Source organism: Aquimarina ulvae (genome assembly GCF_053613295.3).
In genome coordinates this window covers 255,793-277,721 of the sequence record NZ_JBSIBP030000001.1, presented here as the reverse complement: position 1 = coordinate 277,721, position 21,929 = coordinate 255,793, and the positions used below count along the sequence as shown (strand labels likewise).

Below are 21,929 nucleotides of genomic sequence, written 5' to 3'. Positions count from 1 at the left end.
TATGTTAGTGAGTATTTTCTAATAGAGGTAAATGATTAGAAGACAAAAAAATATGATACACACTGAAAAAAACAGTTGCAGAAAAAAATATCTATTTCGTTTCCAATTCATACTCAAACCTAAATAAAAGACGATATATAAAAGTTCAAAAAAGGGTGTATTTCTGTACTACACACTGATTATGAGTAAGTAAGAGGAATTGTTGCCGTAAAAACTGGCTTTTTTAAGAATAAAATTTTGATGCATATTCTGATGGTGTTTGATCAAAATGTTTTTTAAAGCATTTTGTAAAATATTTTGGGTTCCTGAAACCTACTTTATAACAGACCTCTGAAATATTTATCTGACCCAATTCCAGTAATTGGGTTGCCCTTTTCATTCTTATGGAATGAATAAACTCATTAGGCGTTAAATTCGTCCATCCTTTAATTTTAGAAAACAGCATTGTTCTGCTAACCCCTAACTCTGAACTGAAATATGGAATATCAAAAGACGTATTGCTTATATTATCTTCCACTATTTTTACTGCTTTTTTTAACAGTTCCTCATCGATAGAGGTTACGGTAATATCAGAGGATTTAAAGTCATTAGACGAAAACTTTTCTTTCTGCTTTTCTACGGAAGAAAGCAGGTTTCTTATAGTTAATAAAAATTCTTTAACATTAAACGGCTTATTAATATAGGCATCAGCTCCTGACTCCAGCCCATCAAATTTATATATAAGTGATGTCCTTGAAGTCAGCAAAATCAAAGGTATGTGACTCGTTCTAATGTCACTTTTAATTTTAGAACAAAGTTCTGTTCCTTCCATTTTTGGCATAATAACATCACTTATGATTAAATCAGGGATTTTTTGCAACGCTTTTTTAAAAGCTATCTGCCCATTCTCTGCTTTGATTATCTGATAATACTCCTTAAGCATATCACCGATAAAATTTCTCAATTCATCATTGTCTTCAGCTATTAAAATCACTGGCTTTTGATCATGCTTACATACCGTTTCTATATCCAGGTCCTTACTTTTCTTTACCGTAGTGATTTGATTTTCATACTGACTAATATCATCACTTATTTTAAAATCTTTGATAATGTCTGACTCATCGAGATGATCCTTTCCTGTTTTTAGTTTAACTCTAAAAACAGTGCCTTTTTCTACATTGGAATCTACAACTTCAATAACCCCTTTGTGTAAATCAACTGCTTTCTTTGCGATAGACAACCCAATACCGCTAGCTTGATTAAATTGTTTTTGATACCCTTTATCACCTGCCACTTCGTAAAAACGATCGAATACTTTATCAACAAACTCTTTATCAATACCTTTACCACTATCTTGTATTTCAATAATTACCTCTTTATCTTCCTCAAAAATTCTAATATTGATCTCTCCACCTTCTGGTGTATATTTAAATGCGTTAGAAATTAAGTTATAAAAAACCCTTTCTAATTTATATCGATCAAAATATATTTTAATAATTTCGGAAGATGCTTCGAATGTATATGTATACGACCCTGCTTTGGCAAATTCGTTGAAAGACAAATAAATTTCTTTTAAATATTTAACCAGATTACCTTCTGCAACTTCTAGCTTGGAATGTTTGTTTTCAAATTTTCTAAAATCCAGCAACTGGTTTATCAGTGTAAGTAATTGATCTGCATTACGTTCAATAACCAATAAACGTTTATACATTTTATTACTTCCTTGATAGTTTTCTATTAGCTGTTGCAAAGGTGCTATGATCAGCGCAAGTGGTGTTCTGAATTCATGTGAGATATTAGTAAAGAACTCTAATTTAGAACGATTCATCTCTTCTTTTTTGATGTTTTCTAAATGTTCCAAATCTAGCTTATGCTTCAACCTTGTTTTTGCTCTATTAATTTTATTCAACCCGAATAATGCCAATACGATGATGATAATATACCCCAGAAAAGCCATGGGGCTTCTCCACGGAGTGGGCTCTACAGAAATTCTTAATTTAGTAGAAGTATTATTCCAAATATTATCATTATTGGCACCTTTAACCTCAAAAATATAAGTTCCTGCTTTTTGAATAGTATAATTCACTTCAGTATTTTTTGTGTACTGCCACTGATCATCTAAACCTACTAATCGATACGCATATTGATTATTTGATGCATTAATAAAATTAGGAATCGCAAAACTTATTCCGAAAGACGATTGATCATGTGACAAGCTTAACTTATCTACATACGAAATGCTTTTTTTTAGTATCGTTTGATCTCCATAGCTATCTATTCTTTTTCCCTGTATTTTTAGATCTGTTAGAATTACCTGAGGTACGAATGTGTTCTTTTGTATTCGATTAGGATTTAAAAAGGACACTCCTGATGGACCGCCAAAGTAGAGATCTCCGTTAATAGATTTCAGACAAGAATTATTATTAAATTCGTTTCCGATTAAACCATCTGTCTGATTATACAAAACAGACTTTTTCTGATCAGGATTATATGCTACGATACCTTTATTAGAACTTATCCATATCGAGTTGTTATCATCTTCAACAATACCAAATACCGTGTTTATTTTTGTGCCTAGAACATTTAGCTTGATTCTGGCAAATTTATTCTCATCGTACTTATATATACCATTTGCCTTAGTCCCTATATAAAGAATCCCTTTTTTGTCTTGATAAATTGTCAATATATCATCTCCAGACAATTGCTCTTCGTTAAAGAAAAAGCGCTTTACAGCCACTTTTTTATTCTGCAAAGCATTATTATTTATAAAATTTAATCCATTCTGAGTACCGATCCATAAATTTGAATGTTTATCTACAAAAAGAACGCGTATTCTATCATTGGAAAGAGAAGTTTTATCCAGATCATCTTGTGTAATAAATTTGAATTTTTCGTTCTCCAGATGATACTGAACCAGACCACTTCCAAAAGTACCGAAATACATGAATTTTTCGGATTTCTTAATACTATAAACGCCTACTCCTTTAAGAATTGATTGTAATTCACTACTTATTTCATTTGTGATGAATTTTTGTAAGTCTGTGTCATACAGTGCCACTCCTGCATTATAGGTTCCGATCCATAATTTTTGTTTATCAAGAAATAAAGATTTTATGTTCAAGCTTGGAAGTCCATTTTCAGAAACTTTTTGAATACTCGTAGATTTATCTGTTTTCGTATCTAGTATTGAAATCCCTTTTCCTTCAGTACCAAAATAAATTGTACCACTATCACTATCCTCAATAATACTACTTACCACACCATAAGCAGTATCGTCATTATCGTTTTTACGCAGGGATATAAAATTAGAATTAGATTCATCCCAAATATTGATACCTCCATAATAAGTGCCAATCCAAACAGAACCTTTTTGATCCATAAAAATAGTTTTTAGTGTATTTCTGCTTAAACTCTTTGGATTATTTTGTTGATGCTTTATTGCAATAAACGTATGATCTCTTTTCTTTATGTATAACCCATCATAGGTTGCTATCCATAACACTCCATTTTTATCTAAGGATAAACTTCTTACATCTTTATTGATCAAGCGATTTTCACTAGCTCTGTTAACCTGACGAAATACTCTGGTTGATGAATCGTATACATTAAGCCCTCCATATTTAGTACCTATCCATAAATTGTTCTCGTCATCTTCTACAATAGTCTGAATATAAGAGTCACTTAAACCAATTGATCGATCATTGCTATAAAATCGTTCAAAACCAAAATCACCTTTATTCCTCACTATCAACTTATTAAGTCCATTTGCGGTACCAACCCAAACACCTTGTTTTTTATCCTGATAAATGCTTAAAACGTAATTATTAGAAAGACTGGTAGCATCTGCGGGGTCATTTTTGATGGTTATAAATGAGTCAGCAGCTCTATTATAAACCATCAGCCCATTTGAAGAACCTACCCATAGTTCTCCGTTATCCAATAATTCAATATCCCAGATTGTATTATCAGAAAGACTTGCTTCATTACTGGAATGAAAATAGGATTTGAATACATTTAATTTTGGATCGTATCGGTTTAGTCCATTATACGTGCCTATCCAGATATAGCCATCTTGATCTTCTTGTATTGATAAAATATCATTATTACTGATCGAAGTTGTGTCATTGGGGATATTTCGGTAAACAGTAAACCGATTCCCATCATACTTATTCAAACCGTCTCTGGTTCCAATCCACATATGCCCTAACTGATCCTGATGTATCGCTATGACAGAGCTTTGGGATAACCCATCAGAAGTAAAAAGGTGTAAGAATTTGTTGTAAAAATTATCTTGAGCTGTAGATATAATAGAAATAAAGAATAAAAGCGCTACGTATATGTTTTTCATCAATTTCCTTAAAATTTTCTCTTAATAACGTTTAGATCCCTAAAATATTAAAAAAATGTTAATACTATCAATAATCTACTCTCTTTCCATCAAGCTATTCTTTAATGATCCAACCGTTCTGTAAGTTGATAGTTATACAATGAAGGTATCGAATCAACAGTTGAGTTTGTGAAATTTACATAAGCATTTGGTTTATAGTCAATTTCAATTTTTTTATTCCCCCAAACACCAATAATTCTGGCGTTAGGCCCATCATTCATACCATCTAGTTTTATAAATCCTTGCGACCTAAGTCTGCTCAGAAAATTCACTTTTATATTCCAAAAAGTACTATATGATGCGTGAGAGGGTTTCCAATATCCAGCTCCGCCACCGGCAAAAAGCGGATATGAATTATTTTTAAGAGGGTCTAGATGCACTGTTATTTTATCGAAAAGATTTTGATGATTGACCCCAGAATGCTGATCTAAAACAGGGTTTTTAAAAATTTCACAGTTGCTATACACACTTTTTGTTGAAAATGTATTAAAACTCAATGGATGCATAGTATCGTTATGAACCGATAAATTTTTTACCAAAACATTATGAACACCTCCCATTTGTACCGTATAATGTCCTTTTTTTTTACCAAGAGTTGTAATGTCTTGTATCGTGACATTAGCAATTGCTTCTGTTAGTATACCACTATCCGCATTTTCTATGACTATATTCTGAACCCAGCTATTAAATGTTCTGGTCAAGTAAATACCATTATATCCTTGTTCTACGTGGTGAGCAATACGATTGGAAAACGGAAAGGTTATTTTGAAGTTTTGAATTCCTATTTCTTCCAGAGAATTCCAGGCTATTATCCTTACATCATACTCAGGAATAATATCCAATAATAAGGGCGATTTTATCGTAATAGTGTTTCCGATTACTTTTTGAATTTTTACCTGCTGACGTACCAACGGTAAATCAGGATAGTTCCAATGATGGGATCCGATTTTCAAGTCTTTATTTGCATACAACTCACTGATTATCTTTCCGTCTTTTCCTTTTTTGTTAAACCATTGAATCTCTACTACATTTCCTGCTTCCAATCCTAAATTTTCATCAACTTTAAATGTGAGTATTCCTCGTTTTGCTTTAGGAACAACTGCCAAAACATTTGGCGCAACATCATATTCTTTTAAATATGATTTTACTCTGGCACCAGGAACTCTTGTCCACAACATACCACCAGACCAGGCATACTGGGAAAATGGAAGAAAAATATTATTTTCTTTCTCTTTTTGAATTTTATCAAGTTTTACCAAATACGCTCTTAGTTCTTTTAAGTCTTCTGGATCCTTTAAGTACATCATGGGTCTAGGACAAAAAATTTCTGTTCCTTTTTCTCCAACTCCGTATCCATTAAGAATTATATTACTACGTTCAAAATATAGTATTTCACTCAAAATAATTCTTCCGAAGGGCAATTGAATCAACACTGGATCTTTTAGTTCATGAGCCTTTTTAAAAACACTTAATAATGCTTTAGAATCATCCTTTTCATCATCTGCAATAACTCCAAAATCCGAAGCATTTAGTATGATACTATTCTCAGGAATTTTGATCTTTTTTTCGCCAAATTGGTATCCGGCATAACTATAATTAGGAATAAAAGGACCTTTACTTTCTGCCAAATCAATCAGAGATGATTGCTCCTGAGCCGAAATCCTAAAAATTAGTGCTAACGATAGTAGCCAAAAAAGAATTTTTAGACTATATATATCCTTTCCCCGCATAGTAAACTATTGTTTTATAATTCTGTAAACATACGTGTTCAAAGAGCTAGTAGTTTTAAGAATATACATGCCAGTGTTCAAATGACGGACATCAATTTCCTTATTCATATCAGAAGCTAATAGTTTACCCTGAAGATTATAAAGGTTAAAAGTTACATTTGGACTTACATTTTTAAGAAATATCTTTTCTGAAACAGGATTAGGGTAAAAGCTAAAATTATTTTCGTCAAATTCTCCAATACTAAGCAATTGATCCTTTTCTATAATAGAAAAATCCGCAAAATATACAGTTTCGTCTCTTAATGGCATAGAAGACTCAAGGCTTCGATATATCCCCCATTTGGGACGTAAGAAAACAGAACTACCTTCTCTTAACATATCAATATCTAAATCTTCGTAGTTAAGCAATTCTGCTCCAGACATCACATCTTTGATCGTAAGTTTTATGAATCCGGGATCTTCATCCGATGGAATGGTTGTACTATCCTCATTAACATACACCTCACAAGTTGCTTCTACCCAATTTCCTAAGAATGGTGCTAAATCAATCTCTCTAACAGTTACATACTCAGGTCCAGATGGTGGATTATCGCCTTGGCTATAACGTACACGTAGTTTTCGAACTGCTGATGATGAACTTGACTTGAACGGAGAAATGGTAAGTACGGGATTAGAATCATCACTACCTCCCTTAGCTTTGATCTGAAAAATATGTGTAAATCTGTTTGTAGGAAGAAAATCTACATCTAATTTAAATTTCCATTTATAAACAACTAACTCTCCTTTAATTGCTTTTAACTTATCTGGCGATGGATCGTATGTTTTGATCTCATTTCGTTGTCTATCAATATTTATGCGACACCGATCTGTATCCACATCTGTATGTATATCGAATTGAAATACATTTTTATTCAAATCATTGTCAAAAACTTCTGTAATATGATCAAGTCTTGGGGTATGATCACAGTCAGGCACCTCATACGGTGTGCCGCTGTATGTATCTTCAAGAAGTTGATAGGTATCACCTGGACCGTCAGCTTCTAACAAAGTAATCACATCCTGGGCACTACTAGTGGTAGATAAAACTAAAAGTGCGCAAAGTAATATTTTCATAGGTATAGTATCAATCATGATCATATATTTTGAAATAGATTATTTCAAAACTATTAAAACTTAACCTTGCAGTAGTTCAGATTAAGGGGTTCAATTGTTCAAATACTAAAAAATAAACGTAAAATAAACGTAATCTTTATTTTTTAACGCTAAAATTTACGGGATAATCAATCTTTTAAGAAAAATATAATTTTTAATAGCAATAATTATAAACGTCTAATAACCAGTTTATTGTACTTTTTTGTCCTATTTTCTGTATGATCCTTTTTCAAAAATTGATTTGTAATTGTCATAAAAGCTCCAATTTTGAGATCATTAATATTTTTCTCTTTTTTATATGGATAACAAAGTAATAATCCTTACTGGTGGTGGCGGAGTATTGGGTAAAACAATGGCAATAGCCTTAGCTCAAAAAGGTGCTAAACTTGCTGTTTTGGATTTAAGAAAAGATGCTGCAGATGAGGTTGCTTCAATTATTACAAATCAAGGAGGAATTGCAATAGGAGTTGCCGCAGATGTACTTAGTAAAGAATCATTGTTGAAAGCACGAACCGAAATTAACTCAACATTAGGAAGTTGTGATATTTTAATTAATGGCGCAGGTGGTAATCACCCAAAAGGAACAACATCTAATACACATTTGGTTTTAGAAGATCTCAAAAATAAACAGAAGGACTTTAAAACATTTTTCGATTTAGATTCAGAAGGAATTCAATTTGTCTTTAACCTTAATTTTATCGGCACGCTATTACCTACCCAGGTTTTTGCTAAGGATATGGTTGGAAAAGATAACTGTAGCATTCTAAACATCTCATCTATGAATGCTTTTACACCCTTAACCAAAATTCCTGCATATAGTGGAGCAAAAGCAGCTATATCAAATTTTACGCAGTGGCTTGCTGTTCATTTTGCCAAAGTAGGTATACGGGTAAATGCTTTAGCACCAGGTTTTTTTCTAACAGATCAGAACAGATCATTACTCACCGATTCTGAAGGAAACCCAACACAACGAGGTAAAACGATAATAGAACACACCCCAATGGGCAGATATGGAGAGCCTGAGGATCTTATTGGAACTACAGAATGGTTATGTGGAGAAGGATCCAAATTTATAACTGGTATTGTAATACCGATCGATGGAGGTTTCAGTGCATTTAGTGGCGTATAAAAATAGTATATGAATTTAGAACAAACGTGGCGATGGTATGGTCCTAACGATCCAGTATCATTATCCGATATAAAACAGGCAGGAGCGACTGGTATCGTATCCGCATTACATCATATTCCTAATGGTGAGGTTTGGACCATTGAAGAAATAGTAAAAAGAAAAAATCTCATAAAAACATCAGGGCTGCAATGGTCCGTGGTAGAAAGTGTTCCCATACATGAAAATATTAAGACCAAATCCGGAAAGTATCAGAAATATATAGAAAATTATAAAATTACTATTAAAAACCTAAGTGCCTGCAAAATCAATATTATCTGCTACAACTTTATGCCCGTGCTAGATTGGACCCGAACCAATTTAGAATACAAAGTTTCTGATGGGTCTACGGCTTTACGTTTTGATGCTACAGAATTTGCTGTTTTTGATTTGTTATTATTAAAAAGACCAGGTGCAGAAAAAGATTATACAGATACTCAAATAAAAACTGCAAAGGCATTAGAAAAACAAATGTCTGAAACTCAGAAAGACCTTCTGGTCAATAACATCATTGCTGGTTTACCCGGAGCAGAAGAAGGGTATTCATTAAGCGATTTTAATACCATTTTAGAAACGTATAAAGATATTGGGTCTAAAGAATTAAAAGAGAATTTATATTCTTTTCTAAAAGAGGTTATTCCGGTTGCAGAAGAAGCGGGAGTTCGTATGTGTATCCATCCCGATGACCCTCCTTATCCTATTCTAGGTTTGCCCAGAGTTGTGAGTACAGAACAAGATATTCTTGATATATATAGCGCAGTAGATTCTCCTAATAATGGACTAACCTTTTGCACAGGATCTTTTGGACTACGCTCGGATAATGACTTGCCAGGAATGGTAGAACGACTTGGGAACCGTATACATTTCATACATCTAAGAAATACTAAAAGAGATGAAAAAGGAAATTTTTATGAAGCCAATCATCTGGAGGGTGATGTAGATATGTATGAAGTGATGAAAGCGTTAATCAAAGAACAAAGCAAAAGACAAGAAACGGGTCGTTCTGACCTAAAAATACCAATGCGTCCTGATCATGGCCACAAGATGTTAGATGATCAACATAAAAAAACAAATCCCGGCTACTCTGGTATTGGAAGGCTAAGAGGTCTTGCAGAACTTAGAGGTCTAGAATTGGGAATCAGAAAATCATTACAATAAAGAAATTAAAATATAAAATTATGGCTACTGCTTACGAATCGAGATATGCGTCCCATCCCAAAGCTGTTAAAACAATGGACACTACAGCACTAAGGAATGAATTTTTGATAGAAAACCTGATGCAATTGGGACAAATAAATCTAACGTACTCTCATTACGACCGATATATTGCAGGATCTGCAGTCCCTAAAGACACCTTAAAACTAGAACCGATAGACCCTTTAAAAGCCGAATGCTTTTTAGAAAGAAGAGAGCTTGGAATCATCAATGTTGGTGGAAAAGGAGCAGTTGTGGTAGACGGAACTTCTTACGATCTAGAATATAAAGAAGCATTATATGTCGGAAAAGGAAATAAAGAAGTTTTATTTAAAAGTAAAAACCCTACCGATCCGGCTAAATTTTACATCAACTCTGCGCCAGCACACCATATTTATCCAACAGTAAAAGTTACAAAAGAAAAAGCAAATAAGATAGAATTAGGGTCTTTAGAAACAGCTAATCATAGAACGGTATTACAGCTCATTGTTGGTGGAATTGTAGATACTTGCCAATTACAAATGGGAATGACCGAATTGAAAAAAGGTAGCGTATGGAATACCATGCCAGCTCATTCTCACGATCGACGGATGGAGGTGTATTTTTATTTTGAAGTACCAAAAGACCAATCTGTATGCCACTTTATGGGGCAAACTCATGAAACCAGACATATTTGGATGCAAAATGAACAAGCCGTTATTTCTCCGCCTTGGTCTATTCATGCAGGTTCAGGCACCTCTAATTACACGTTCATCTGGGGAATGGCAGGAGAAAATCTAGATTATGGTGATATGGACAAATGTGAAATAACAGCTCTTAAATAAATGAAATTATGTCATTATCTCTATTTGATGTCAAAGGTAAAAATGCACTCATAACCGGCGCAACTCATGGCTTGGGAATGGCTATGGCAAAAGGACTAGGATTAGCCGGTGCAACTATCATTGTAAACGGTAATTCTTCTCAAGAAAAAATTAATAACGCGATAGAAACCTATAAAAACTTAGGTATAGATGCCAAAGGGTATAAATTCGATGTAACTGATGAAGAACAAGTAATACAAGCAATACAGCAAATTGAAAAAGAGATTGGGACAATCGATATCTTAATCAATAACGCCGGTATCATAAAACGTGTGCCTCTTGAAGAAATGGAAGTTTCTGATTTCAAACAAGTTATTGATGTAGATCTCGTGAGCCCATTTATAGTATCAAAGCATGTGGTAAAAGGAATGATCAAACGAAAATCAGGAAAGATTATCAACATTTGTTCTATGATGAGTGCATTAGGCCGCAACACAGTCGGGGCTTATGCAGCTGCAAAAGGAGGACTTAAAATGCTTACTCAAAATATGGCTACCGAGTGGGCAAAACATAATATACAGGTCAATGGTATCGGTCCAGGATATTTCGCTACAGAACAAACAGCTCCCATACGGGTTGATGGACATCCTTTTAATGATTTTATTGTTAATCGTACACCAGCTGCAAAATGGGGAAATCCCGATGATCTGGCAGGCACAGCTATCTTTTTAGCTTCTAAAGCAAGTGATTTTGTGAACGGTCATATTCTTTATGTAGATGGTGGTATACTAGCCACTATTGGTAAACCCACAAATGAAAAGTAATGAAACATTTATGTATTCTCATCTCTTTAGTTTTCTTGATTTTTTCGAGCTGTACAAAAGGTAAAAAACATAATTCCGAAACAAAATACATCAGTTTCGAGAATACTTTAGCTATAAACCGTATAGATGAAAATATCGTGATTTCTAAAGATAAAATAATATCCATATTAGATAGTATTTCAAAAAATAGAGTTCCTGTGCTAAAAGATTCATCAGGGAAAATAATTCCTTTGCAATTAGATGACTTAGAAAAGGATGGTACTTGGGATGAACTGAGTATCATCCTTGATTTCAAGCCAAAGCAAACGCTGAAGCTAGAATTAACAACAATCGCTACAGAAAGTATTCCTTCTTTTACGCCAAGAACAAACATCCGGTTTGGTATCGGAACTAGCAAAACGAATGTGTCAGAAGTGTTAGAACAAAAACGCATCGGTGATCCTCGAGCAAATGATAGTATTTTTTATCAAATGGAAGGTCCGGCCTGGGAAAATGATAAGGTTGGATTTAGGTTCTATTTTGATCCTCGCAACGGTATTGACATTTTTGGTAAAACTACATCAGACCTCGTTTTGGATAGAGTTGGTCTGGGAGATGGAAACTATCACAAATTGAATGATTGGGGAATGGATATTCTAAAGGTTGGAAACTCACTAGGTGCCGGATCATTGGCTATAAAAAACAAAGATTCTCTTATTAGGATAACCGGAAAAGATCAAGCGAAATTCAGAGTTCTTACCGAGGGACCGATACGATCTATTTTTGAGATGATCTATGAAAATTCAAAAATAGGTGATAAAAATATAGACATAGTACATAGAATTACTATATGGAAAGGGCAATGGGGATACCAAAGTGAAGTCTATTTTAAAGGTGTAACCGATCAAATGAAATTAGTAAGCGGTATCGTAAATCTAAAACCGAACCAATCCCATTCTAAATCTTTAGAAAATTATTCTGTCTTAGCAACTTTTGGCCCTCAATCAGAGAATAATGATGCACTGGGAATGGCGATCATAGTATCTAACGAAGATTTTATTGCTACTAGTGAAGCGCCAAAAGAAAAATCAGATATTGTACAAACCCATTATACAACGATGAATGCTTCAGATAGAAAATCTGTAACCTTTTATTTTCTTTCTGGTTGGGAACAATCCGATAACCAATTTACAAGCTATAAAGGCTTTGAGAAAATGGTTGATAAAACGATCCAAAGACTATCCAATCCTGTATTGATACAATAACATGAATAAAAAAGTTGTGACTTTAGGTGAAGTATTAATGCGACTTACTACCGCATCTAATGAACGATTCGAGCAATCAGAAAACTATGTTGCTCATTTTGGAGGAGCAGAAGCTAATGTGGCAATTTCATTAGCGCAGTGGGATATTTCAACAACTCATATCACTGGATTTCCGGATCATTCCGTTGGAAAAGCTGCGTTTAATTATTTGAGAAAACTTGGAGTAAATACCGATTACATAAAGTTTAGTGATGGTAGAATGGGGTTGTATTTTTTAGAAAATGGAGTTATGCAACGATCTTCTAAAATTATTTATGATCGTTTTGATTCTGTTTTTGCAAATTTAAACCCTACCAATTTCAACTGGGGTAACATCTTGGAAAATGTAGATTGGTTGCACTGGACAGGAATTACTCCAGCCATCTCAGAATCAGCAGCCCAAATATGTATGGATGCCCTAACTACAGCTAAAAAGCTAGGAATTACAGTAAGTGGCGACATCAACTATCGTAGAAACCTCTGGCAATATGGAAAATCGCCTTTAGCTATCATGCCTGATCTAATCAGTAGGAGCAATGTGATTGTAGGTGGATTAACCGATTTCGAAAATTGTTTGGGTATTTCAGCTGATAGTTTTGAAGAAGGATGCAAAAAAGTACAACAAAAATATCCCGAAGTACATACTTTATCAAATACTCATAGAGAAATTCTTTCTGCTTCCCGTAATAAATTATCCGCTATGCTCTGGAAACACGGAGAACTCAAAACATCCAAAACCTATGATTTAGAAAATATAGTAGATCGAATCGGTGGTGGAGATGCTTTTATGGCAGGATTAATTTATGGACTACTACAAAAGGAAGATCAAAATGCATTAGAATTTGCAGTGGCTTCATCCGTATTGAAGCACGGAATTGCGGGTGATGCCAATTTAGTTTCAATAGAAGAAGTAGAACAGCTACAAGAGGGCAACAACATAGGAAGGTTATTACGATAAATGAAATACCAAAACAAACATATCATCAACACGATGGAAAATACTGGATTAATTCCAGTATTCAATCATACCAACATTTATATTGCCAAAGAAGTATTGGATGCGTCCTATAAAGCAGGCATCAGAGTCTTTGAATTCACAAACAGAGATGAAAATGCATTAACTGTATTTACCGAACTATATGAATACACATCAAAGTATAATGATCTTATTCTGGGTATCGGTACCGTTTTTACCGAAACTCAAGCAAAGCAATTTCTGGATGCTGGAGCAGATTTTATTGTATCTCCAGCGTTGATTCTTGAGATTGCTGATTTTTGCAATAAAAAAGGAAGAGTATGGATTCCTGGCTGTGCTACCATTACTGAAGTATATAAGGCTCATCAATTAGGTGCACAACTAATTAAAGCTTTCCCTGGCAATGTTTTGGGGCCAGATTTTATAAAAGCCGTTAAAGCAGTATTACCCCAAATAAAAATAATGCCTACAGGAGGTGTACAGCCCACTCTAGACAATCTAAAACTATGGTTTAACGCTGGTGTAAGTTGCGTTGGGATAGGGTCACAACTTTTCAATAAAAACGACATTAAAAATGGAAACCTCCTAAAATTAACTAAAGATATTGAGGAGGCACTGCGGCATGTTCAAAAAGTCAAAAAAAACAAAAACCTATGAAAATCAAGAGGCTATTATTATTGTCTATAGGGTTGTTCGTATTCGGATCTTGCGCTACAAAAAACCAGACTAAAATACTAAGACTTGCACATACCTTAGACACCAAACATCCCGTGCATAAGGCAATGGTTATTTTAGGAGAAAAACTTGAAAAAAAATCGAACGGCACCCTAAAAGTAAAATTGTACCCTAGTGGTCAATTAGGCGCAGAACGTGAATGCCTGGAATTATTGCAAATAGGAAGCCTTGATGTGACCAAAGTTTCTGCCGCTGTTTTGGAAAACTTTATTACCGAATATAAAGTTTTTAGTATTCCCTACCTGTTTAGGGACAGATCACACGCTTTTCAGGTTTTTGATGGTTCTATAGGTAATGATATGCTCACTAAAGGGGATAAGTATCGATTAAGAGGACTTACTTTTTATGACGCGGGAAGTCGTAGTTTTTATACCAAAGAAAAACCAATAAAAACTCCGGGAGATTTACAAGGACTTAAAATAAGAGTTCAAAAAAGCAATATGGCCGTGGCCATGGTAAATTCTTTAGGAGGTTCCCCTACTCCAATTTCGTGGGGAGAATTATACACAGCCTTACAACAAGGCGTTGTAGATGGAGCAGAAAATAATCTCCCTAGCTTTTATACTTCTAAGCATTACGAAATTTGTAAATATTTTAGCATGGATCAACACACCTCTGTTCCTGATGTTTTATTGATAGGCTTAGACACTTGGGAAAGGCTATCTCAACAAGAACAGATTTGGTTAAAGGAAGCAGCCAGAGAATCTACTGAAGAGCAACGAAGATTATGGGCTGATTCTGAAAAAGAGTCTCTAGACGCCATTACTGCTTCGGGAGTCGAAATTATTACACCAGATACAGTTTTGTTTGAAAAGAAAACAGAAAGCATCCAAACTATGTTTCAGGATGATCCAGAAATGCTCTCTCTTATTAAGAATATCAAAAATACGAATCAATGAAGAAAATGATTGATACAATTTTGGAAAAAGCATTAATCTTCATATTCTCTTTGATGTTATTAAGTGTTATCTGGCAGGTGTTTTCCAGATTTTTACTCCAATCTCCAAGCACTATTACTGATGAAATTTCCAGCTTTTCTTTAATCTGGTTAGGACTTCTCGGAGCAGCATATGCTACAGGAAAACGCTTACATCTTGCAATAGACCTAATTCCCGCTCGTATTGTAGCAAAAAAGCAAAGACTTTATGATGGTATTGTACACGGAGCCATCTTCGTTTTTGGTTTCTTGGTAATGGTAATTGGTGGCATCAGACTTTGCTGGCTTACGTTTGTGTTTCAGCAAAAATCCGCAACCTTAGAGATTCCTTTAGGATTTATTTATTTAGTGATACCTATAAGTGGTTTATTGATATGTTATTATTCTTTGGAAATATTGCTTCGAAAAAAAAGATTTTAAAATTCGCCTTATGAACTATACTGAAGTTTTAATTCTGACCCTAAGTTTTTTGGTATTGCTTTCCTTGCGTGTTCCTGTCGCCTATGCTATTGGACTTTCCGGATTGTTTACATTAATGGTCGCCATGCCTTTTATGCCCTCCGTAACAACTTTAGCTCAGCGTATGGCAACCTCTTTAGATAGTTTTACACTTTCTGCAATTCCATTTTTTATTTTAGCAGGTCAGATCATGAATAGAGGAGGCATTGCAGTAAGGCTTATAAATTTTGCAAAAGCTATAGTAGGCCCCTTACCTGGTGGGTTGGCATTTGTAAACATTTTTGCCTGTATGCTTTTTGGTGCAATCTCTGGTTCTGCTGTTGCCGCTGCTTCTGCAATAGGTGGGTTTATGAATCCAATGATGGAAAAAGAAGGTTATGATAAGTCTTTTAGCGCGGCTGTAAACATCACAAGTTCGACTACCGGCCTATTAATTCCACCTAGTAATGTATTAATCATATATTCTCTTGCTAGTGGTGGTGTTTCTATAGCTGCTTTATTTGTTGCTGGATATGTACCTGGTTTATTGATAGGACTTGCTTTGATGTTCGTTGCAGGAGTTTATTCTATAATCAAAAAATATCCTACAGAAAAACTAGTAAGCTTTCAAGTGTTTTTAAAGAGGTTTTTAGACGCATTACCGAGCTTACTTTTACTGGTAGTGGTTATCGGAGGGATTGTAGCAGGAATTTTTACAGCTACAGAAGCCTCTGCAATTGCGGTTATTTATACGTTTGTTTTGGCTATGGCGTATAAAGAAATATCTTTTAAAAGTATAGGGTCTATTCTCATCGAAACAGTGAAAACCTCAGCAATTGTACTCCTCCTAATCGCCACTTCTATCGCCATGTCTTGGGTAATGTCATATGAAAATATTCCTCAAGAAATTAGCAACGCTTTACTTTCAGTAAGCGAAAACCCCATAGTTATCTTGATTCTCATCAATTTGATTTTACTATTTGTTGGAGTTTTTATGGACATGACTCCAGCAATACTGATCTTTACTCCTATATTTTTACCAATCGTTACTGATTTAGGAATGAATCCTATTCACTTTGGCATTGTAATGATACTAAATCTTTGTATTGGATTATGTACACCTCCTGTTGGTTCTGTACTGTTTGTTGGATGTAGCGTAGCAGAATTAAGTATTCAAAAAGTAATTAGGCCTTTACTGCCGCTATTTTTGATTATGATTGTGGTCTTGGTTATGATTACCTATATTCCAGAACTAAGTTTATGGTTGCCGAGAGTTTTCGATTTATAATTTTTGTACAAAACATACTAAAAAAGGCTTCCGAACTAATATTTCGAAAGCCCTTCAAATATTTTTAAAAAGGTATCTTTTGCATTCAACTATTTATCCTAATCAACCGCATAAAATCGAACCTTTGCAGCACCTCCTTTTTGACCCGACCCGTTAGTATTGTTTAGAATATAAATTCCGGCCTTAAAAAGAGCTTTAGAAGAATCTTCGAGTGTTGGATCGTTATATAACGTATAAAAGTTACCACTGCTGTTTTTGATTTGTACTTTTATTCTATTATTTCCTGATTGAATTTTAAATTCGTAAGCTGTATTCATATTAAATTTCAAACGACTTCCACTACTATTGGTTATAAGACCGTCGCTCTTTAATCTATCAGCTCCTCTTTCACCGCATCTCCACGCATTTTTAAATAAAACTGGTTACCGGTGCTGCTTAGCTGTTGTGTATACAACAACATAAGGTCATCACTTCCTGTATGAATTTGAGCAAAGCCTAATTGCCTGGAATCAGAGAACTGTGTAATACGAAGCTTTAATTTTAAAGTTCTAGTATTATTACTATTGGTATTCCATTCTGTATTTTGGCGCAATTCTGTACGAGTTCCTCTGGTACCGCAAGAAGTACTTGGACCTTTTCCCGGAGCCACATACGCCACACTATAACGATCATACACTTCAAAATAAGTCCTATGACGATATCCGTTTTGCGGGCTGGAATTAGAGACATTTAATACTCCATATTTATACGTTTTTCCACTACAAGATTTAGCATTTTTTTCAATCGGAAGTTGGATTTTCCAGTCAGAATCAGATAATTCCCATTTGTCATATGGACTATCTGATGCCTTAGAGATAGATTGAGAATGTAATTCTGTTTCTTCTGTAATGTCTTGAAGATCATCATTTACGCAAGAAATCATTAGGTTCGTTGGTAGAACTAAAAAAAAGAACTTTTTAGTTCGATTACAAATAATTTGGTAAGAACGTTTCATAAGTAATAATTTGTGTTATTGTTCTTGAGTTATTGAGAAATATTTAAACAACCTCAAGGCAAAATTTGCTTGAGGTTGTATTTTTATAGATGAAGCTTTAAGTGGTTTTAGAGTAATCAATGTTCGAAAGTAAAAACTGTCCAACATTCTTTAAGTTATCGCTTCAGTTTTAACCAAAACAAAACAGAATCTATCAAGGCTTTATAGACTATCCCGGCAATCTGAATTGTTTCATTTTTTTTGAAGAATAATAGCTACACCTTTTAAAGTTCTCGATACATCAATAAGTCATAATTGACACATAAGATGAGCGAAGTACCTTTAGAATATATTATCTTAGGGTAATTTACTATTGTGTCAATCGGTCTTTATAATCTTGTAGATCATTGGTACTTTTTGGCTATTATTTACATCAATAATTTGAACCAAATAGATTCCATTAGACAATTTGCTTAAATTAATTTCATTATCGTTTTCACTAATTGATTTACTGGTTCTAACTGCGCCCAATAGATCATATATTTTAATCATTTTATTAAAAATATTATTTCCAGATACAAATAGAGAATTCCGAACTGGATTAGGATATATTATTAAAGCATCTTGATCTTCTACATCATCAATGGATAACGTATTTTCTTTAACGATGATAGTCATAATTTGAGTAGTAGTAGCTCCCTGATTATCTGTAGCGACCGCCTTTAATTCATAGCTTCCTAAAGCGATGTTCAATAAAGCTACGTCATTTTGACCTGGATTAGCTGCACCCCATTCGTATGGCGCTACTCCTTCTTGTCTTACTAACTCATTATTTACGTAGAGTTCCACATTTGCAACATTTCCATCACTATCTGACGCATTAATTGTGACTCCAACATCATCTCCTTCTATAAATTCGTTAGTACTAGGACTTTGGAAACTAACTTGTGGAGGTGTGTTATCCGTACTGTTATCTTCAGGCTCATAATCATTGGTAGTACAAGGCAATGGTATAATGTTATACGATCCTTGCCCTGTCCATTTGAGAAAAATATTTATCCTATCATTCCCTCCTTTTGCTCTTAATTTCAAATATACATCTCCATTTCCAGCAATAAAGTACGCAAGATCTGTTGAAGCCTCTACAGCGGCTTTAGATGTTAGCCTTACAATGCCAGAGCCGCTTACATTAAAACCACTAAGCTTTCCTAATCCCTTAAAATTTACCAAAGTTAAGTCTCCGGCATCTCCTTGATACCATATTAGATGTATGCGTTTACTAGTGGGGACTTTAGACAAGTAATAGTTGTAGGTAAACCCCTCATTAACAAATAATCCAGCTTTGTATGTTCCAGTATTTGCTCCTATATCGTATACACAAGCAGTTTCTGTTCCGGGCTTCATACGCTGAATTGCTATGGCAGGATCATTGCCCATACCTGTCAACCATAAATTGGCAAGATAAAAATCCGATCGTATCATATTTTCCCAAGATGAATGTCGGTATTCATTCCCAACTCTATTAAACGCAACATCCCGCACCAAGGTGGTATGCGCTTTGCCTAAAAGTCCTCCATCGTAATCTTTAAATCCCAAAGCAATCTTTCTTGGGCGAGCAGTTGGGTTTGGTTGTAAAAATCTAAATGGAAAGGGTTCTGAAAATCCTTTGGTCGTTCCTCTAAATGTAGGGTTCAAATTTTCGGTGGCACCCGCTCCTTCTTTCTGTTGCATCATCACTGCATTTCCAAGGTTCCAGCCTTCAAAATGACAGTCGATATGTCGTCCTGGACCATCATAAAATTTATAGAATTCACGTGTCCCTGAAAAAACACCTAATTCAGCATCCACATTAAAAAGACTATTTTCTATTTTGATGTCAGAAGCGAGCATCGTAATCGTTTTGTTATCACTAAAAATACAATTCCTATACACAACCTTAGTAGCATCGCCTTTGACCCCTAATCCACTATATATGGCTTGATCATTTCCGTAAAACAATCCGTTTTGTATATATTGTTCTGTCTGTACGTCCCAACCAAAATTCTTTTTTATAGAATGATCGTCGTTAAGTTGATCAAAAACATCCCAACCATTCATACACGTATGTGCCACAAAACCATCAAATTTCCCTAAAGGTTGTTTCCAAACCACCATTCCTTCATAATATGTAAGATTCCCAGAAGCAAACATAGGACCATTTTCAGGAAATGCAAACCAGAAACCAGTACCTTCTGTTCCAGCAGCTACATTATTTTCGAAATAATTATTGGGATTTGTGATCCAATAGGAAGCAGGCGTTCTATTTTGAAGTTGATTAAACTCATTATCAGAAGGTGTTACTTCTTCTCCTCTTTTAGGTCGTCTGGTTACAAACACTACATTGTTTTTAATGGTATTGAAGCGTTCAGCACCATCCTCTAAAAAAATACCGTGACCGATATGATCATATGCAAATACTCCATCTACGGTAACATAGTCCGTTCCATGTATCGTTACTGCCCTGTTAAATGATTTGTGTACACTACTGTTTCTTAAATAACTGCCTTGCGCCTTATCTTCATTTAAATGCCAATGGAATGGGTATCTTCCTAAAACTGCTTTCTGTCCCATTTTATACAGCTCTATATATTCTACGTGAGCAGTGGAGTTTTTCATTAACATAATATGACCGCCAAATCCAGTTTGTTCATTGTTTCCATCCATCTTCCCCTGAATCTTGATATAGTGAGATAACAAGCCTACCTCACCCTGGATATTCACATCCCAGGTTTTTCCATCTCTTGCCCTGGTATATGATTTTGATCCTCCTATATGCTTATATTGTAACGGCTCTTTTAGTGTAAGGGTTCTTCTATTACCACTAATGGCAACGATCTCAGCTTCATCAACATCGTTCCAAGCTTTGCCACTATTAGTAGCTAAACCTGTAGCAGTCAATGCAATTTGATCTCCTATTTCCCAATTAACAGCTTCTTTTAAGGTGATTTGGGTAGCTCCTGCATTTGCGGTAGCAGAAAGGTTAGTCCAACTCATTCTTTTCTTTCCGTGTAGCTCTAATCGGCCTCCACCCATAACCATAATGGATTTATAGGATGCCGGTGCATCTACTATTTTAGTACCGCTGAGTGTTATCTGACAACGAATCTCATTACTATTTTTATTTGCTTGATAAGGTTGGCCTTCAGTTCCGATTTCCATATAACCGCCATCTGCTACCATAATACGTTGCGTTTCTAAATCAATCCAAGCTCCTTGTGGTTGCCAATTTACAGCACTTAATTTTCCGTTTACTCTAATGCTTTTTGCTCTACAAGTACCTACCATCACCAGGTCTATTCCTGATGGGATTACCACATCATCATTTAGTGTCGGTTTAACGCCATTAGGCCAAGTAGAAGCACTTGTCCATAAACCAGAACGAATAGGTTGGATCGTTGCTAGATTTATCGTGGGAGGTACGCAATTAAATGAGGAAATACTATTTGTTGGAGAATCGGAAGCAATAGCAATACGCTTGCTCATACAAAACGCTAGTAACACTAATAAAGTTAATGTTATAACACTATTGTGTTTGGCATACTTTTGCCATTTTATAATGAAATTTTTGAAGGTTTTCATAATTAGTTAGGTTTTAGTTTTGAGTTTGTGTTATGTAATAGAATATTTACCATCGAAATAAAAAAACCAGTTCTCATAGACTTAAACCGTCTTAGAACTTTTAAAGGTTTCGTATTTTAATGTTGTTCGAAAAAATGTGATTTCTATCATTAATTTATTCAATATGGTTAGATCCACTTCATGAAATAATTCACGCTTCGTGGATGTGTATACTCATATCCATATTAAAATATTAAAGATCTAAGGGAAGAAATATTTTAAAAATCAAAATGCTTAATACGACATGGTATTTATAATAATTTACTTAAGATTGATATGATCATACATAAATTTTAAATTATAGATTAAAATTCCCAATTGTATTTGTTAAGTGCATTGTAATTATCGTAAAAATAATAATAAGAATGTCTGAATTTCCTTATTAAATATTTACAATACAATAATACT

The 21,929-nt window shown here is 34.6% G+C and carries 16 protein-coding genes; 10 read left to right on the top strand and 6 right to left on the bottom strand.

Going from position 1 to position 21,929, the window contains the following annotated elements; translation table 11 throughout:
* Nucleotides 1-223 precede the first annotated feature (223 nt).
* From ACWGOQ_RS01250 to ACWGOQ_RS01240, 3 genes are all read right to left on the bottom strand, one after another.
* On the bottom strand, nt 224-4,327 hold the full coding sequence (locus ACWGOQ_RS01250; protein WP_452056733.1) for a hybrid sensor histidine kinase/response regulator: 4,104 nt from the start codon (nt 4,325-4,327) through the stop codon (nt 224-226).
* A 101-nt stretch (nt 4,328-4,428) separates the two neighbouring features.
* Nucleotides 4,429-6,096, bottom strand: coding sequence for a hypothetical protein (locus tag ACWGOQ_RS01245; protein WP_452056732.1), 1,668 nt, complete (start codon nt 6,094-6,096; stop codon nt 4,429-4,431).
* A gap of 6 nt (nt 6,097-6,102) precedes the next feature.
* Nucleotides 6,103-7,227 (bottom strand): T9SS type A sorting domain-containing protein, encoded by a 1,125-nt coding sequence (locus ACWGOQ_RS01240; RefSeq protein ID WP_452056731.1) that lies wholly within the window; start codon nt 7,225-7,227, stop codon nt 6,103-6,105.
* 319 nt (nt 7,228-7,546) lie between these two features.
* Here ACWGOQ_RS01240 and ACWGOQ_RS01235 point away from each other — a divergent pair, with 319 nt between their 5' ends.
* Genes ACWGOQ_RS01235 through ACWGOQ_RS01190 form a run of 10 tightly spaced genes read left to right on the top strand, consistent with a single transcriptional unit; the run spans nt 7,547 to nt 16,891 of the window.
* Nucleotides 7,547-8,377 carry an SDR family oxidoreductase gene (locus ACWGOQ_RS01235; RefSeq protein ID WP_452056730.1) on the top strand — a complete coding sequence of 277 codons (831 nt, stop codon included), beginning with the start codon at nt 7,547-7,549 and terminating at the stop codon, nt 8,375-8,377.
* A 9-nt stretch (nt 8,378-8,386) separates the two neighbouring features.
* Nucleotides 8,387-9,571, top strand: coding sequence for a mannonate dehydratase (uxuA, locus tag ACWGOQ_RS01230; RefSeq protein ID WP_452056729.1), 1,185 nt, complete (start codon nt 8,387-8,389; stop codon nt 9,569-9,571).
* A 20-nt stretch (nt 9,572-9,591) separates the two neighbouring features.
* Nucleotides 9,592-10,431: a 5-dehydro-4-deoxy-D-glucuronate isomerase gene (gene kduI, locus ACWGOQ_RS01225; RefSeq protein ID WP_452056728.1), complete on the top strand. Its 840-nt coding sequence runs from the start codon at nt 9,592-9,594 to the stop codon at nt 10,429-10,431.
* A gap of 8 nt (nt 10,432-10,439) precedes the next feature.
* Nucleotides 10,440-11,234, top strand: coding sequence for a gluconate 5-dehydrogenase (locus ACWGOQ_RS01220; protein ID WP_452056727.1), 795 nt, complete (start codon nt 10,440-10,442; stop codon nt 11,232-11,234).
* Nucleotides 11,234-12,478 (top strand): DUF4861 domain-containing protein, encoded by a 1,245-nt coding sequence (locus ACWGOQ_RS01215; protein ID WP_452056726.1) that lies wholly within the window; start codon nt 11,234-11,236, stop codon nt 12,476-12,478. The genes ACWGOQ_RS01220 and ACWGOQ_RS01215 overlap by 1 nt, the downstream gene beginning before the upstream one ends.
* Before the next feature lies 1 nt (nt 12,479).
* Nucleotides 12,480-13,475, top strand: a complete 996-nt coding sequence (locus ACWGOQ_RS01210; RefSeq protein ID WP_452056725.1) for a PfkB family carbohydrate kinase — start codon at nt 12,480-12,482, stop codon at nt 13,473-13,475.
* Nucleotides 13,476-14,150, top strand: coding sequence for a beta/alpha barrel domain-containing protein (locus ACWGOQ_RS01205; RefSeq protein ID WP_452056724.1), 675 nt, complete (start codon nt 13,476-13,478; stop codon nt 14,148-14,150).
* The gene (locus tag ACWGOQ_RS01200; protein WP_452056723.1) at nt 14,147-15,127 is read left to right on the top strand and encodes a TRAP transporter substrate-binding protein; all 981 of its coding nucleotides are present in this window, start codon (nt 14,147-14,149) and stop codon (nt 15,125-15,127) included. The genes ACWGOQ_RS01205 and ACWGOQ_RS01200 overlap by 4 nt, the downstream gene beginning before the upstream one ends.
* The gene (locus ACWGOQ_RS01195) at nt 15,124-15,585 is read left to right on the top strand and encodes a TRAP transporter small permease (protein ID WP_452056722.1); all 462 of its coding nucleotides are present in this window, start codon (nt 15,124-15,126) and stop codon (nt 15,583-15,585) included. The genes ACWGOQ_RS01200 and ACWGOQ_RS01195 overlap by 4 nt, the downstream gene beginning before the upstream one ends.
* A 10-nt stretch (nt 15,586-15,595) precedes the next feature.
* Nucleotides 15,596-16,891: a TRAP transporter large permease gene (locus ACWGOQ_RS01190; RefSeq protein WP_452056721.1), complete on the top strand. Its 1,296-nt coding sequence runs from the start codon at nt 15,596-15,598 to the stop codon at nt 16,889-16,891.
* Nucleotides 16,892-16,989: 98 nt separating this feature from the next.
* Here the strand turns inward: ACWGOQ_RS01190 and ACWGOQ_RS01185 are convergent, their stop codons facing one another.
* The 3 genes from ACWGOQ_RS01185 to ACWGOQ_RS01175 all read right to left on the bottom strand — a co-directional run bounded on the left by ACWGOQ_RS01185 (nt 16,990) and on the right by ACWGOQ_RS01175 (nt 21,482).
* Nucleotides 16,990-17,208 (bottom strand): polysaccharide lyase family protein, encoded by a 219-nt coding sequence (locus ACWGOQ_RS01185; protein WP_452056720.1) that lies wholly within the window; start codon nt 17,206-17,208, stop codon nt 16,990-16,992.
* A gap of 50 nt (nt 17,209-17,258) precedes the next feature.
* The gene (locus ACWGOQ_RS01180; protein ID WP_452056719.1) at nt 17,259-17,885 is read right to left on the bottom strand and encodes a polysaccharide lyase family 7 protein; all 627 of its coding nucleotides are present in this window, start codon (nt 17,883-17,885) and stop codon (nt 17,259-17,261) included.
* A gap of 357 nt (nt 17,886-18,242) precedes the next feature.
* Nucleotides 18,243-21,482 (bottom strand): G8 domain-containing protein, encoded by a 3,240-nt coding sequence (locus ACWGOQ_RS01175; protein ID WP_452056718.1) that lies wholly within the window; start codon nt 21,480-21,482, stop codon nt 18,243-18,245.
* Between the last annotated feature and the right edge of the window lie 447 nt (nt 21,483-21,929).